The following is a 15,126-nucleotide window of genomic DNA, read 5'->3' on the forward strand; positions in this document are numbered from 1 at the left end:
TTGACTCGCGCCGCTCAACGCCGGGACAGATCAGCGAGCTTCGCTATCTGCGCGCCTGCTCCAAATCGATCTGGTAGACGGAAATCCGGTCGATCTCGAATGCGACGGTAGGCGGCGACTCCGCGTCGACAGGTCCGACCCCGAGAAAGAATTTCGATCCGATCGCGAGATTGACGATCATGTACATGGGATCGTCGAATCCGATCGGCACCTTGATGTCGGACACCGGCCTGCGGTCGATGAAATAGACCAGGCGATCCTCCTCCCACAGCACACCGTAAGTGTGGAATGCGCTCGAAGCGTCGCCGACCGCGAAGTCGAAGCCGCAGGACTGGATCTTCTGGGTCGAGGGAATCCGCCAATGCGTCGTCATCACGAGATCACCCGGCTTTTCGCCGCGGCCTTCCAGCACGTCGACCTCCGGCGGCCAGCCGCCGTCATCCGCCAGCATCCAGAACGCCGGCCACACCGCGTGTCCGACCGGCACCTTGGCGCGGATCTCGAAATAGCCGTGCTTCTGCGCGAACGTGCCCTGGGTCGTGAGGATCCCGGAGATGTACTCGTTGTTGAACAGCACCGGCTTTAACCCCGGCGGCGTACGGCTGGCGACGATCGACAGCACGCCGTCCTTGACCTTGAACGGATCGAGCCCGAGCGGCGCCAAGGCGCGCCCGGCGTAGCGCGGATCGACATAGATCTGTTGCTCGCCATTGGCGCTGGTCTTGCGCTTGAAGTCGGAGCCGTCGCCGCCCCAGTAGCGCGCCTCCGGCCAGGCCGCACCACCGGCGTAGTGCGACACCCAGCGTCCGTTCGCCAGCGGATGCTCGTCAAAATCCTCGTTGAAGGTCCGGCGCAGCGGCAAGAAGACCAGCGAGGCCGGATTGACCGTCTCCAGCCGGCGGCACTCGATGGTGGAGGGATCAGTCGTGACCTGCAGCGACATGCTCACCGGGGCAGCATCGAGATCGTCCTGCGCGATGCCCGGCGCAGGCACAATGCAGAGACCGATCGCAGCCAGAGCGCCCCTCGTCAAACGCTCCATCATCACCGCACTTCGAAGATGCCAGAGGAAAGGCTGAGGTTAGCTCGCTCATGTCGGGACGGGCAAGAGCAGGCCCGCGACCGCGCGCCAATTCGGGAGCGCCGCTTGCACACGCGATCCAGATTTTCGTGCACTTACAAAATGGGACGCCTAGGGCGCGGAAGGCGAGCGGCAGGCTCCTGCCGGGGACGGAACTCGGAGCGCCGGCATCCGTTCAGAGTTGAGGCCGGATGTCGCGCGGGCGCCAGTTGTCCGCGACAGACATATCCCGGTCCCGCCACAGCACGAGGGGAGAATAGTCATGGCCACAAGCGAGACGGATCACGTCTACAAGATCCTGGAACTGGTCGGATCGTCCGAGACCTCGATCGAGGATGCGATCAAGAACGCGGTCAGCCGTGCCGCCAAGACCGTTCGCGAGATGAAATGGTTCGAGGTGGTGCAAACGCGCGGCCATATCGAGAAGGGCGCCGTGCGCCACTACCAGGTGACGCTACGCGTCGGCTTCACGCTGGATGAGTGAGGCAGAAAGCCCGGGCGAAGCCGACACCTGAGGCCAGCCTGGTTAGCTCGACAATAGCCCGTCAGTTGTCGAGGACTGTTCCGACCGGAAGCGCACAATCCGCGCGGATGTTGCAACAGCCCGTTAAGGCCAAAGTGAGAGGTTTGCGCCGAAATGGAGCAAGCCTGATGACCACGGGCCGAGAACTCGGAAAGACGCGCCTTCCGCTCTGGGCGGCGGGTTTCGTCATCCTGACCTGCTTCGCCATCCTCGGCTTGAGCGGCTGGCGCGAATGGGAAACCCGCAACGCCGAACTCAGGAACGCCGAGATCGATGTCGCCAATCTGGCGCATTCGCTGATCCAGCACGCGGACGACACGTTCGAACTCGTTGATACGATCCTCGTAGGCCTGGTCCATCGGCTCGAACTCGACGGGACGGGTCCGGACACGATCACCAAGCTTCAGGCCTATCTGCCGACACGGAAATCATCGGACCGCATCCGCGGCATCTTCGTTTATGACGCGACCGGGCAGTGGCTGGCTACGACCGAGCACCTCGATTTCTCCAAGCTCAACAACAGCGACCGTGAATATTTCCAGCGTCATCGTGACTCGCCCGAGATGGGCACGTTGATCGGATCGCCCGTGAAGAGCCGAGCCGGGGGCCAATGGGTCGTCACCGCGTCCCGCCGGATCAACGATGCGGACGGCGGCTTCGCCGGCGTTGCCCTGCTCACGATCGACGTCAGCTATTTCGTTACGTTCTACGAGCGGTTTGACATCGGTACGAACGGCTCGGCATCGCTGCTCAACGATAGCGGCATCATGCTGGCGCGCAGCCGCGACGAGAGCGGCGCCTTTGTCGGACGCGACCTGTCCAATGCGCCCTTATTCAAGGGATGGGAAAGCCGTCCCGCCGCAGCAGTCTACTACTTCAAGTCGCCGCTCGATGGCGTCCAGCGGCTGAGCTATTACCAACGCAGCAGCCGCTATCCCCTGATGGTGTTGGCGAGCAAGTCGCGGGACGACGTGCTGGCGCCCTGGCGGCAAGCCGCGGCTGCGCGCAGCACCTTCGTCCTAGGCCTCGTGCTGCTGATCGCGGTGATTGGCTTCTACCTGGTCCGTCAACTCGTGCAGCGGCAGCGCATGGCCCAGGCCCTCGTCGTCAACGAAGCAAACTTCCGCCTGTTGGCCGAGCAATCCAGCGACATGGTGACCCGGATCGGGCTCGACAACCGGCTGCTCTACGTTTCCCCCTCCTGCGTACGCATCACGGGCTGGTCCTCTGACGAACTGCTGGCCACCTCGGCCCTGGCCGGCATTCACGCCGACGACATCGAGCGGGTTGAGCAGGCCATCGCCGCGCTTAAGAATGGCGAGGCCGAGGAGGCGCGGTTCGTCTATCGCCAGCGTCATCGCGACAAGGGCGAGATCTGGGCGGAGGCGGCGTTGCACGTGACCCTGGCATCGGACAGCGGCGAGATCGACGGCGTCGTCGCGGTGGTGCGCGACATGACCGAGCAGAAGGACCTTCAGGACAAGCTCGCCTCGCTTGCGACGACCGACGGCCTCACCGGGCTCGCCAATCGACGCGCATTCGACGAGCGCCTCGCTGATGAATGGGCGCGGGCCCGGCGCGACGGCTCGCAGCTCTCGCTCCTGTTGATCGATGTCGATCATTTCAAGAAATTCAACGACCAATATGGCCATCTGGCGGGTGACGGATGCCTGCGCGCGCTGGCCCGGATCCTATCAGCGCACACCAAGCGCCCGGCCGATCTCGCGGCGCGCTATGGTGGCGAAGAATTCGGCGTGCTGTTGCCGAACACCGGTCCCGAGGGCTGCGCCGAGGTCGGCGATGGGATTCGCAAGGCCCTGCAAGATCTCGCCATGCTGCATGCGCAAAGTCCCCCCTCCCGCCTGGTGACTGCAAGCATTGGCGGCGCGACGAGCCTTCCATCCCAAACCACGACGGACTGCAGCACGCTGGTCGCCGCCGCCGACCGCGCGCTGTACGCCGCCAAGGACAACGGCCGTGACCGGCTGGTGATGTCGGGACAGGTCGTCCCCTGGCCCGCCAGGAGCGCGTGACGGATCGACCGTTGCCCCGGATTTGTCGCCCGCGCTCCAGCGCGGTATGGCTTGGATCACGGCCGGATGGTCGGCCAATCCGAGAGTGCTGCTGTGACTGGTAAAATCAAACTCGTCCTCTTCGACATGGACAATGTCCTCTGCGACTACGACAGGGCAAAGCGTGTCGCATGGCTGGCGAAGCTTGCGGGGACCACGAGCGAATCCGTCCACAAGGCGATCTGGGACAGCGGCTTCGAGCTGCTCGGCGATTCCGGCACTCTCGACGCCGCGGACTATTTGCGGGGCTTCGGCGACCGCATCGGCTATCCGCTGTCACTGGACGAGTGGATCGAGGCGCGACGCCGTTCGATGCAGGCCGATCGTGCGATGCTGGAGATTGCCGGCAGCTTGCGGCAAACCATCGACATTGCCGTCCTGACCAACAACACCACGCTGGTCGCCGACCATATCGCTGCGCTGCTGCCGGAATTGCCGCCGCTGTTCGGCTCCCGAATCTATGCCTCGGCCCGGTTCAAGACGGCGAAGCCGGACCCGCGCTGCTTCCGCCTTTGTCTGTCGGAGCTCGACGTCAAACCGGAGAGCGTCCTGTTCGTCGACGATCTCATGCCCAATGTCGCCGGCGCGCGAGAGGCGGGTCTGTTCGCGCATCACCACACCTCGGTTGAGGCTTTCAGGCAGGCCCTTTCGGAGCACGGCCTGCTTCAAGCATGAATGCGTGCTCCGCATTTCTCGGCGTCAGGCGTCAGGCGAGATGGCACGCCACGAAGTGCCCGCCCGCTCCTTCCTTCAGCTCCGGTGCGCTTTCTGCGCAACGCGGCTGGGCGATGGGACAGCGGGTGTGAAAGTGGCAGCCCGACGGCGGCTTCATCGGGCTCGGAACGTCGCCCTTGAGGCGGATGCGCTCGCGCTTGAGCTTGGGATCGGGCACCGGCACCGCTGATAACAGCGCCCTCGTGTAGGGATGCTGCGGATTGCGGTAGAGGTCGCTGGCCTTGGCGAGCTCGACGATACGGCCAAGATACATCACCGCGACGCGGTCGGAGATGTGCTCGACCACCGACAAATCGTGCGCGACGAAGAGATAGGTGAGGTTCAGCTCGGCCTGGAGATCTTCCAGCAAGTTGATGACCTGCGCCTGGATCGAGACGTCGAGCGCAGACACCGGTTCGTCGCAGACGATCAGTTTCGGCTCGACTGCGAGCGCACGCGCGATCACGATGCGTTGGCGCTGACCGCCGGAGAATTCATGCGGATAGCGACGCATGTGCTCGGCCTTGAGCCCGACCTTCACCAGCAGGCTCGCGACGCGATCTTCACGCTCCTTGGCCGATGAGCCGAGCTTATGGATGACGAGGGCTTCGCCGAGGATGGCGCCGACCGTCATGCGCGGATTGAGAGAGGCGAACGGATCCTGGAACACAAGCTGCATGTTCCGCCGCATCGCGCGCAAATCGTTGCCGCCGAGCTGGCGGACATCCTGACCGTCGAAAACGACCTCGCCGTCGGTCGGCTCGATCAGGCGCAGCACGCAGCGTCCGGTCGTCGACTTGCCGCAGCCGGATTCGCCGACGAGGCCGAGCGTCTCGCCGCGGTTGACCGAGAACGAGACCCCATCGACGGCATAAACGCTGCCGACCTGACGCGACAGCAGGCCGCCGTGCACGGGGAAATATTTCTTCAGGCCGCTGACGCGGAGCAAGGGCTCGGTCATGCTGTGCCTCCCAACTGCGTATCTCCCAGATGGCAGGCCATGCGGTGGCCTGGCGCGATCTCGCGCAGCAGCGGCTCCCTCTCGGTGCAGACGCTCATGGCGTGGCGGCAGCGTGGAGCGAAGCGGCAGCCGACCGGCGGATTGATCAGGATCGGCACCGAGCCGCCGATCGCCTCCAGCCGCACCTTGTGCTCGCTGTCGAGATCGATGCGCGGGATCGAGCGGATCAGTCCCTGGGTATAGGGATGGCCGGGATTACCGAAGAGCTCGTCGACAGACGCCTCCTCCACGACCTTGCCGGCATACATCACGACGACGCGTTGCGCGGTCTCGGCGACGACGCCCATGGCATGGGTGATCAGCATCACCGCCATGCCGAAACGTTCCTTCATGTCCTGGAGCAGATCGAGGATCTGCGCCTGAATGGTGACGTCGAGGGCCGTGGTGGGCTCGTCGGCGATGATCAGCTTCGGCTTGCAGGCAAGCGCCATCGCGATCATCACGCGCTGGCGCATGCCGCCGGAGAACTGATGGGGATAGTTGTGCACGCGGCCTTCGGCATTGGGTATCTGCACCAGCTTGAGCATCTCGATGGTGCGCTCGAGCGCCTGTTTCCTGGTGACGTTCTCATGGCGGCGCAGGCTTTCGGCGATCTGCTCGCCGATGGTGAGCACCGGATTGAGCGAGGTCATCGGCTCCTGGAAGATGAAGCCGATCTCCTTGGCGCGGATCTCGTCGAGCTGACTGCTCGTCAGCGGCACGAGATCGCGGCCTTCGAAAATGATCTCGCCTGCCGCGATGCGACCCGGCGGCATCGCGATCAGCTTCAGGATCGACATCGCGGTGACGGTCTTGCCGCAGCCGGATTCGCCGACGACGCAGAGCGTCTCGCCGCGGTTAATGGAGATATCGACACCGTCGACGGCCTGGAGGATGCCGTCGTCGGTGGAGAAGTGGGTTTTCAGTCCCTTGATCTCGAGCAACGGCGCCATCAGATCACCCGCCGCGCATCGAGCGCGTCACGCAGGCCGTCGCCGATGAAGTTGATGGCGACCACCGCGATGAAGATCGCGCCGCCCGGAAACAGCGCCCAGTGCGGGCCGATGTCGAGAAAGTCTTTCGCGTCATAAAGCAGCCGGCCCCAGGTCGGCGTATCCGGAGGGAAGCCGAGGCCGAGGAAGGACAGTGTCGATTCCGCGATGATGGCTGCGGCCACGTCGATGGTTCCGGCGATGATCACCGGACCCAGCGCATTGGGCAGGATATGGCGCACCACCTGCCGCACCGGGCTTGCCCCGAGCGCGCGCGCGGCTTCGACGAATTCCTTCTCCCGGATCGACAGGAACTGGGCGCGGACGAGGCGCGCGACCGGCATCCAGCGCAAGCCACCGATCACGAGCACGATCAGGATGAAAATGCCGCCCTCGGGGCCGAAAGCGGCCTTCAGCCCATCGCGGAAGAGATAGATCAGCAGCAGCAGCAGGGGCAATTGCGGCAGCGACAAAAAGAGATCGGTGAGCCACATCAGCCCATGACCGAGCGCACCGCGCGACATGCCGGCGAGCGCGCCGATCAGCACCCCGACAAATACCGAGACCAGCATCGCCGCGAGGCCGACCGCAAGCGAGATGCGCCCGCCATAGATCATGCGGGCGAGGATGTCCTGCCCGAGATCGTCGGTGCCGAAGGGATGGGCCAGCGACGGCCCCTGCATGCCCGCCACGATGTCGATGTCGTCGATCTTGACCCGCCAGATAAAGGGGCCGACCACCACCGCCAGGATCAGAACGAGGAGCAGGAACGCGCTGACGACGGCAAGCTTGTGGCGGCTATAGCGCCGCCACGTCTCGCGCCAGGGCGAGTAGACGCGCCGCTCAGCGGAGGGAGATGCGAGGGTCAAGCCAGCCATAAAGAACGTCCGCGATGAGGTTGAACAGCACGACCAGGCACGCAAAGACGAAGGTGACGGCCATCACCACCGGCGTGTCGTTGGAAAGGATGGAGGAGATCAGCAGCGAGCCGATGCCGGGAATGCGGAAAATCTGCTCGGTGACGATGGCGCCGCCGAACACCGCCGGGATTTGCAACGCAATCAGCGTGACGACCGGGATCATCGCGTTGCGCATCACGTGCTTGATGATCACCCGCCGCTGGCCGATGCCCTTGGCGCGCGCGGTGGTGACGTAGTCCAGCCGGATCACGTCCAGCATCGCCGAGCGCACGAAACGCGTCATCGAGGCAGCCTGGAACAGGCCGAGCACCGCCACCGGCATGATCGCCTGACGGATCATCTCCAGCACCCAGTGAATACCCGTGCCCTTGATGTCGGTCGTGTAGACGAAAGGCAGCCAGTCCAGCGTGACCGAGAAGATCAGGATGAACAGGATGCCGGTGAAGAAGGTCGGCAGCGAGAAGCCGACAAAGGCGAGCGTGTTGGCGACCTGGTCGAACAGCGAATAAGGTTTCGTTGCGGCATAGACCCCGACCGGGATCGCGATCAGGAGCGCCAGGATCTGCGCCGAGCCGATCACATAGAGCGTCGTTGGCAGTCGCTGGAGAATGAGCGTGTCGACGTTCATCCGGCTGACGAAGGAGAAACCCCAGTCGCCGTGCAGCATGGCGTTGAGCCAGTGCAGGTAACGAAGGTAGATCGGATCGTCGAGGCCGAACTTCGCCCGAAGCGCGAGAGCGACTTCGGGCGGCACGTTCGGATTGGTCGCCAGCTCCGAGAAGGGATCGCCCGGGGCTAGTGCGAGCACGACGAACAGCACGAGCGAAATTCCGAGCAGGCTCGGAATCGCGATCAGGAGGCGACGCAGGACATACTGGCTCATGAAGAAGGACCGCTCTAGGCGTGCGTGATCATTCTTCGCGGTACCAGTCGAACAAATTGTCGGTCTCGTTGGCCCAGCCCGAAACCACCGGGCGCAGATTGTTGGCGGCCGCCTCGACCTTCAGGCGGTGCTGCACCGGGATGAAAACGATGTCCTGGTACATGAGATCATTGGCCTTGATATAGAGCGCCGCGCGCTTGACCGGATCCATCTCGCCGTCGGCGGCCTGGATGGTCGCGTCGTACTCCTTGTTGACCCAGCGCGGAAAGTTGGTGCCCTGCCACTTGTTCTCCTTGGTGGCAACGAGGTTCGAAAGGTAGCGACGCATGTGCTGCGACGGATCGGGCTGACTCAGCGGGATCTGGAACATCTCCATGTCGGCGTAGAACTTGGAATAGGTATCGGGATTGCCGACGTCGGAGGAGAAGAACACGGAGGCGACGACCGATTTCAGCTCGACGTCGATGCCCGCCTTCTGGCAGGCCTGCTTGACGATCGCCTGCGTCTTCTGGCGCGGCCCGTTGATCGAGGTCTGATAGACGAGCTTGAGCTTCTTGCCGTCCTTTTCGCGGATGCCGTCGGCGCCCGGCTTCCAGCCGGCATCGTCGAGGATCTTCGAGGCCTTCTCGACGCTGAACTCCCACGAGGTGTTCTTGGACACGAATTTTTCGGGCCCATTGAGGAAGTTGGCGGTGGTGCGACCGGCGCGGCCGTAGATCGCCTTCTTGACCGACTCGCGATCGATCAGCAGCGAGAGCGCCTTGCGCACCGCTGGATCAGAAAACAGCGGGTGCTTGGTCTTCATCGAGGAGCGTTCGCCATCGACCTCGGTGTTGGGGTCGGTGAAGTTCAGCGCGATGAATTCGGTGTCGCCGCCGACGGCGTAGACGGTCTTTCCCTTGCCGCCCTTCTCCAGGCGCAGCAGCACGTCGTCCTCAACCTGAATGTTCCAGCCGAAATCATACTCGCCTGTCTGGATCACCGCGCGCGCGGCAGAGACGGCATCGCCGCCGCCCTTCATCTCGATCGAATCGAAATAGGGCCGGTTCGCCATGTGATAATCGGGATTGATCACGCCGCGGACAAGATCGCCCGGCTTGAACTCGACGAACTTGTAGGGGCCGGTGCCGACCGGCGAGAGGTTGGTCGGCGCCTCCCGCGACTTGGACCCCATATAGTCTTTGAACAGATGTTTTGGGATGATGGTATTGGGAGCCCCGACAAAAGCGTCGGCCCAGAACGGCGTCGGCTTGTTGAACAGGATGCGGACCGTGAGGTCGTCCACCTTCTCGACCGTGATGTCGCGGAGCGTCGCGATGGTCAGTGCGGAGGTCGCCGGATCCTTGGCATATTCCCAGTTGAAGACGACGTCGTCGGCTGTGAACGGCGTGCCGTCATGCCATTTGACGCCGGGTTTGAGCTTCCAGGTCACCGACTTGCCGTCAGCGGCGAGGCCGCCGTTCTGGATCGAGGGAATTTCGGCGGCCAGAACCAGCTTCATGTTGCCGTCGGGATCCCAACAGGCGAGCGGCTCGTAGAACAGGCGCGCGCCGTCCTGGTCCTTGGTGCCGGTGGCAAAATGCGGATTGAGCAGGGTGGGCCCCTGCCACCACAGCAGCTTGAGCGCACCACCGCCGCCGCGCTTGCTCGGCTTGTAGGTCCAGGCGCCCTCAGCCATGGCGACGCCACCAAGCGCGAGGATCTGGTTGGCCAAAGGCGCGGTGAGACCCACGGCAGCCAGGCGCTGAATGAAGCCGCGGCGATCCATCCGCCCGTCCTTCACGTCACCGATCATCGAACGCAGTTCTTTATCCAGCATGGTTGTCCCCGTCTGGTTCCCGTATGGATGCAGGCGGTCGCGCGAGGCGACCACCGGGATTGGCTGGCGGTAGATGGCACACCGAATGGGGTGCGCGTCAACTGCGACCGTGTGTATGCAAACGGTCTTCTGACTGTCTGTTGGGCAAAACCATATTCCGCAGCCCATCCGTTCGGCAATCCAGCATCAAAACACGCTGAATTCCGCGCTGCACTGCAGAAAATTTGGTCGCCGCATCAGACGAAGTATCGAGGCGAAATTCTACGCCACGGACATGTCGAGCGGCGGCGCGACGTGGTCTGGCAGCGGGCAGACGTAAGGCGTCTTGGCCGTCCGCTTCTCGAGGTCAGCCTTGGCAGCCTTGATCAGCTCCGGGTCCGTCAGCGCCTTGATGCCGATGCCGGCCATCGCCTTAGCGGCCTGCACCATGGCCTTGTGCGCATGCGCGCTCTTGCCCTGCGCGACCACCTGCCAGGTGTGGAAGGGCGTGCCGATTGCAACCGTGGGTGCGTGGACCTGCACGGTCGGCACGACCCAGCTCACGTCGCCGACGTCGGTCGAGCCGACCAGCGGATTGCGCTTGGCATCGAGTGGCACCAGGAAGTCAGCCAGCGGCCGGTCGGTCGGCTCCATGCCGATCGCGTAATAGACCGACTCGATGTCTTTGTCGCTCAGCGTCGCGCGGATCTCCGTGGCAAAGCCCTTGTCCGCGTCGTCGAAATGCGGCGGTCCAAGTTCTTCCATGACCCGGTGCAGCGCCTGCTCCAGCGGCGTGTTCGGCAGGATGTTGGAGACCGCGGAGATGATCTTCATCTCGACCTTGGTCTCGGTCATCAGCGCCGCGCCCTCCGCGATCTTGCTCACGCGTCCAACCAGCTCGTTCATGCCGGGCAGATCACGGGCACGGATCGAATAGCGCACGCGTGCATGCGCCTGCACCACGTTCGGGGCGATGCCGCCGGTGTCGAGCAGCGCGTAGTGCACGCGCGCGTCGCTCGGCATGTGCTCGCGCATATAGTTCACGCCGACATTCATCAGCTCCACAGCGTCGAGCGCGGAGCGGCCGAGATGCGGCGAGGCTGCCGCATGCGAGGTGCGGCCGGTGAAGATGAAATCGGCGCGGGTGTTGGCGAGCGACGGCGTCACCGCGACTTCCCAGAAGCTGTGCGGATGCCAGGTGATGGCGATGTCGGCGTCTTCAAATGCACCGGAGCGTACCATGAACGCTTTTGCCGCGCCGCCTTCCTCGGCGGGGCAGCCGTAATAGCGCACGCGGCCCGGCACCTTGTTCTCGGCGAGCCAGTCCTTCACCGCGGTCGCGGCGAGGAGAGCTGCGGAACCGAGCAGATTGTGGCCGCAGCCATGACCGTGGCCGCCGGTCTCGACCGGACGATGCTCCGCGACGCCCGCCTCCTGGCTCAGGCCCGGCAGCGCGTCATATTCCCCCATGAAGGCAATGACCGGTCCGCCCTCGCCCCATTCGCCCATCACCGCGGTCGGAATGCCCGCGAGCTGCTCGGTGATGCGAAAACCCTGATGACGCAACTCGGCGAGATGTTCTGCGGCGGACCGCGCCTCGGTGTAGCAGACCTCGGGCATGCCCCAGACCTTGTCGCTGAGGTCGATGAAACGTGCCTTGATCGTGTCGATGCCACGCCAGATGTCGCTGCGGTTGTCCATGCTTCGGTCCGTGATCCCTGGGTCAAACGAAGCGGCAATGGTTAGCAGCTTCATTGTACGGCGCCTAGCACCTCGCCGGACAGCAGCCATGCGGTCAATGCCGGAGAGCCGCCCGACCGACCCGTGCATGAACCGGTCCTGTGCCTTTCAAAGATTTCATACGGCGTTCTCTGGAATAGTTGGGAACGAGGCTTTCAAGACGGCCTCCTCCGGCCTAAATTATCGGTGCTTCGCGTGTCGTTCCGCTAGCCACGGCGGAGCGATGCTCTCAGCCAGGAGAACTCCATGCCCGCTCTGACCGAATGGAGAGTGCCGCCGGCCAATCAGCCGCGGGCGAGCGATTATGATTTCGATCTCGACCGCGCGCTCGCCTCCGTCGTCGGCCTGCATGCCATCATCCCGCCGGACGCCTTCAGTGCCGAGACGCTGGGGACCGAGCGCGCCGGCAACGGCGTCGTGATCGACCACGGGCTGGTGCTCACCATCGGTTACCTCATCACCGAAGCAGAGTCGGTGTGGCTGCATGTCGGAGACGGGCGCGTGGTGGAGGGACATGTGCTCGGCTTCGATGCCGTCACCGGCTTTGGCCTGGTGCAGGCGCTCGGCCAGCTCGAGGTCGACCCCTTGCCGCTCGGCATCTCGGCCGAGACCCGGCTCGGCGACCGCGTCGTGGTCGGCGGCGCCGGCGGACGCACGCGTTCGGTCGCGAGCCAGATCGTGGCCAAGCAGGAATTCGCGGGCTACTGGGAATATCTGCTGGACGAGGCCATCTTCACCCATCCCGCGCATCCGAACTGGGGCGGCACGGCGCTCCTCAACGAGCGCGGCGAGTTGATCGGCATCGGCTCGCTCCAGCTCGAACGCGAGCGCGACGGCAAGGCCGAGCACGTCAACATGATCGTGCCGATCGACCTGTTGAAACCGATCCTGGACGATCTGCGCAAGTTCGGCCGCGTCAACAAGCCGGCACGGCCGTGGCTCGGACTCTTTTCGACCGAGATCGACAACCGCGTGGTGGTGATCGGGATCTCCGCCAACGGTCCGGCGGCCCTTGCCGAGCTCAAGACCGGCGACGTCATCCTCGCGGTCGACGGCGAGAAAGTCACGAGCCAGACCGGCTTCTACAAGAAGCTGTGGAGCCTCGGCGCTGCCGGCGTCGACGTGCCGCTGACGGTACATCATGAAGGCGTCACCTTCGACGTCACGGTAACCTCGACCGATCGCTTCAAGCTCTTGAAGGCGCCGAAGCTGCACTGACAAGCCGAACTGAAGCAAGGAAACGACGATGAGCGAGGCCGTCGTTGACGATATCGTGGCCGTGCTGCCGCCGCTGCTCAATGCGCTGGAGGCGCTCGCCTTCTTTCAGCGCAACCTGCACCCGCCGGCCTTCGGCTCGGTGATGAACGCGATCGGCGCTCCCGACGAGGCGTTGCAAACGGTGCGCGCGGCAATCGGAGAATGGCCGGAACAGTTCACCGGACTGCGCGAGCGGCTCGATCGGGCCTGCGACGAGACGCTCGCCGCCTTTACCGGCCTGCGCGAGGTCGAGCGTGGCAATGGCGATCTCGTCGCGGTCTTCCGCGCGCTGCGCCACGTCCCGCGCGCGCAGGAGGCACTCTATCCGCTGGCCGTGCAGTTTCCGCCCGTGAGCAGCTTCTTCCTCAACTCCGCCAATCGCGAGAATGCCGACCTGTTGTCGCGACTCGAAGCCGGCGCGGACGCGCACACCGGCATCATCCACGATGACAACGAGCCCGGCAGCCGCGGTGGCTTTTCGGTCTACGTGCCCGAATATTACACTCCCGATCGCGCCATGCCGCTGGTGATGGCGTTGCATGGCGGCAGCGGCAATGGCCGCGGCTTTCTGTGGAGCTGGCTGCGCGATGCCCGCAGTCTTGGTGCGATCCTGGTGGCGCCGACCGCGACCGGCCCGACCTGGGCCCTGATGGGTGACGATTCCGACACGCCCAATCTCATGCGCATTCTCGATACCGTGCGCAGCCGCTGGACCATCGACGCCTCGCGCATGCTCCTGACAGGCATGAGCGACGGCGGCACCTTCTGTTACGTCACCGGGCTCGACGGCGCCTCGCCCTTCACGCATCTCGCGCCGGTGTCGGCGACCTTCCATCCGCTGATGGCGGAGATGGCTGACGCCACACGCCTGCAGCGCCTGCCGATCTTCATCGCACACGGCAAGCTCGACTGGATGTTTCCGGTACAGACCGCGCGGCAAACGCAGGCGGCCCTCGCCGCCGCCGGCGCGAATGTCACCTATCGCGAGATCGACGACCTCAGCCACACCTATCCTCGCGAGATCAACGCGGAGCTGGTGCAGTGGCTGAATGAAGCGTGAACGGATCGTCCTTACCTGCGCCGTACTGCCGCGGAACTATCATTCCGGGCCGACGTTATCGCCCGTCATCGGAGGTTTCGCCATGCGGATGTTTCTTGGAATGATTTTGGGCGCGCTGCTGCTTGCCTGCAGCGTGTATGTCTATGACTCCATGCAGACGTCGTCGGTTGCTAATGGCGAGGTTGCGACGACCAATCGCACCATCGTAAACTGGGATGTCGCAAAGGCCGATTGGGAAGCGCTGCGCGATCGCGCGCACAAAGATTGGGTCCGCATCTCCTCGAAGTAACGACGTGGTATCATGAATGAAATGAGGCGCCGTCGCGGGTCCGCGGCGGCGCCTTCGTATGCGGTGAATATCGCTCGGCTCAGTTCATCTTGGCCTTGCGGGCGTCGGCGATAACCTGCTCGAACTCGTTCATGCTGAGCACGCCCGGCACGCGGTACTTGCCGACGATGAAGGACGGGGTGCCGCGGAAACCGAAGGCTTCAGCCTGCTCGTTGTTGCGCTTGAGCACGGCGTCGATGTCCTTGGCGTGGTCTCCGAGATCGCGCGTCAACCGATCCATGTCGACGCCGGCGGCCGCGAGCAACTCGTTGATGCGTGGATCGGTCAGGCGCGAGCTGACGCCCATCATGGCGTCATGGGCCTGGTGGTATTTGTCCTGGAATTTCGCCGCGAGCGCGGTCCGCGCCGCCGTGACCGAAACCGGCCCGAGGATCGGCCAGTCCTTCATCACCAGCCTGACCTTGCCGTCGTCCTGGATGACCTGACGCAACTCGGGCTCGAGCTTGCGGCAATAGGGGCAGTTATAGTCGGACCATTCGATGATGCTGATATTCCCGTCGGGATTGCCGGCGACGGGAACATCTGGGTCGCGCAGCACCTTGGCTTCGGTCAGCACCTCGTCTTCGTCGGTCGCCGCGCGTGCCGCGGTGACCCCACCCGCGACAAGGGCACCCACCCCGATCAGCGTCAGCGCCGCGCGCCGCGTCGGCACAAGGCCCTTGTTCCTGAATCCAGCCATATCTCGTTCCATTTCGGTCCCATCTCCGTCGATACGGTTCGAGGCTGGGAGTTGTTAC

The 15,126-nt window shown here is 64.0% G+C and carries 14 protein-coding genes; 6 read left to right on the forward strand and 8 right to left on the reverse strand.

Translation table 11 applies throughout. From position 1 onward, the window contains the following. Nucleotides 1-43: 43 nt before the first annotated feature. Nucleotides 44-1,045 carry a glycoside hydrolase family 16 protein gene (locus tag AC0L3A_RS19585; protein WP_219680521.1) on the reverse strand — a complete coding sequence of 334 codons (1,002 nt, stop codon included), beginning with the start codon at nucleotides 1,043-1,045 and terminating at the stop codon, nucleotides 44-46. A gap of 298 nt (nucleotides 1,046-1,343) precedes the next feature. Here AC0L3A_RS19585 and AC0L3A_RS19590 point away from each other — a divergent pair, with 298 nt between their 5' ends. The 3 genes from AC0L3A_RS19590 to AC0L3A_RS19600 all read left to right on the forward strand — a co-directional run bounded on the left by AC0L3A_RS19590 (nucleotide 1,344) and on the right by AC0L3A_RS19600 (nucleotide 4,351). After that, nucleotides 1,344-1,565: a dodecin gene (locus AC0L3A_RS19590; RefSeq protein ID WP_007597383.1), complete on the forward strand. Its 222-nt coding sequence runs from the start codon at nucleotides 1,344-1,346 to the stop codon at nucleotides 1,563-1,565. Nucleotides 1,566-1,732: 167 nt separating this feature from the next. Then, nucleotides 1,733-3,637 carry a sensor domain-containing diguanylate cyclase gene (locus AC0L3A_RS19595; RefSeq protein WP_473255028.1) on the forward strand — a complete coding sequence of 635 codons (1,905 nt, stop codon included), beginning with the start codon at nucleotides 1,733-1,735 and terminating at the stop codon, nucleotides 3,635-3,637. 66 nt (nucleotides 3,638-3,703) lie between these two features. Further along, nucleotides 3,704-4,351, forward strand: coding sequence for an HAD family hydrolase (locus tag AC0L3A_RS19600; protein WP_007597385.1), 648 nt, complete (start codon nucleotides 3,704-3,706; stop codon nucleotides 4,349-4,351). A gap of 31 nt (nucleotides 4,352-4,382) precedes the next feature. On the opposite strand, the gene AC0L3A_RS19605 is transcribed toward AC0L3A_RS19600, so the two are convergent. The 6 genes from AC0L3A_RS19605 to AC0L3A_RS19630 form a co-directional block, all read right to left on the reverse strand. After that, entirely contained in the window at nucleotides 4,383-5,351 is a 969-nt protein-coding gene (locus AC0L3A_RS19605; protein ID WP_007597389.1) for an ABC transporter ATP-binding protein, read from the reverse strand. Beyond that, nucleotides 5,348-6,343, reverse strand: a complete 996-nt coding sequence (locus tag AC0L3A_RS19610; protein ID WP_007597391.1) for an ABC transporter ATP-binding protein — start codon at nucleotides 6,341-6,343, stop codon at nucleotides 5,348-5,350. The genes AC0L3A_RS19605 and AC0L3A_RS19610 overlap by 4 nt, the downstream gene beginning before the upstream one ends. After that, nucleotides 6,343-7,260 carry an ABC transporter permease gene (locus AC0L3A_RS19615; protein ID WP_007597392.1) on the reverse strand — a complete coding sequence of 306 codons (918 nt, stop codon included), beginning with the start codon at nucleotides 7,258-7,260 and terminating at the stop codon, nucleotides 6,343-6,345. The genes AC0L3A_RS19610 and AC0L3A_RS19615 overlap by 1 nt, the downstream gene beginning before the upstream one ends. Further along, nucleotides 7,226-8,185 (reverse strand): ABC transporter permease, encoded by a 960-nt coding sequence (locus AC0L3A_RS19620; protein WP_007597394.1) that lies wholly within the window; start codon nucleotides 8,183-8,185, stop codon nucleotides 7,226-7,228. Before AC0L3A_RS19620 ends, AC0L3A_RS19615 begins: the two co-directional genes overlap by 35 nt. A gap of 28 nt (nucleotides 8,186-8,213) precedes the next feature. Beyond that, nucleotides 8,214-10,004 (reverse strand): peptide ABC transporter substrate-binding protein, encoded by a 1,791-nt coding sequence (locus tag AC0L3A_RS19625; protein WP_473255029.1) that lies wholly within the window; start codon nucleotides 10,002-10,004, stop codon nucleotides 8,214-8,216. A 261-nt stretch (nucleotides 10,005-10,265) separates the two neighbouring features. After that, entirely contained in the window at nucleotides 10,266-11,684 is a 1,419-nt protein-coding gene (locus AC0L3A_RS19630) for a M20 family metallopeptidase (protein ID WP_035993690.1), read from the reverse strand. 285 nt (nucleotides 11,685-11,969) lie between these two features. Between AC0L3A_RS19630 and AC0L3A_RS19635 the strand changes: the two genes are divergently transcribed. From AC0L3A_RS19635 to AC0L3A_RS19645, 3 genes are all read left to right on the forward strand, one after another. After that, nucleotides 11,970-12,941: a S1C family serine protease gene (locus AC0L3A_RS19635; RefSeq protein WP_007597405.1), complete on the forward strand. Its 972-nt coding sequence runs from the start codon at nucleotides 11,970-11,972 to the stop codon at nucleotides 12,939-12,941. A 28-nt stretch (nucleotides 12,942-12,969) separates the two neighbouring features. Continuing rightward, nucleotides 12,970-14,040 (forward strand): phospholipase, encoded by a 1,071-nt coding sequence (locus tag AC0L3A_RS19640; RefSeq protein WP_473255031.1) that lies wholly within the window; start codon nucleotides 12,970-12,972, stop codon nucleotides 14,038-14,040. 82 nt (nucleotides 14,041-14,122) lie between these two features. Then, on the forward strand, nucleotides 14,123-14,329 hold the full coding sequence (locus tag AC0L3A_RS19645) for a hypothetical protein (protein ID WP_007597407.1): 207 nt from the start codon (nucleotides 14,123-14,125) through the stop codon (nucleotides 14,327-14,329). 79 nt (nucleotides 14,330-14,408) lie between these two features. Here the strand turns inward: AC0L3A_RS19645 and AC0L3A_RS19650 are convergent, their stop codons facing one another. Beyond that, complete coding sequence (locus AC0L3A_RS19650; protein WP_354126850.1) at nucleotides 14,409-15,068, reverse strand: DsbA family protein; 660 nt, start codon at nucleotides 15,066-15,068, stop codon at nucleotides 14,409-14,411. Between the last annotated feature and the right edge of the window lie 58 nt (nucleotides 15,069-15,126).

It is taken from the genome of Bradyrhizobium sp. MI1.3 (genome assembly GCF_055811695.1).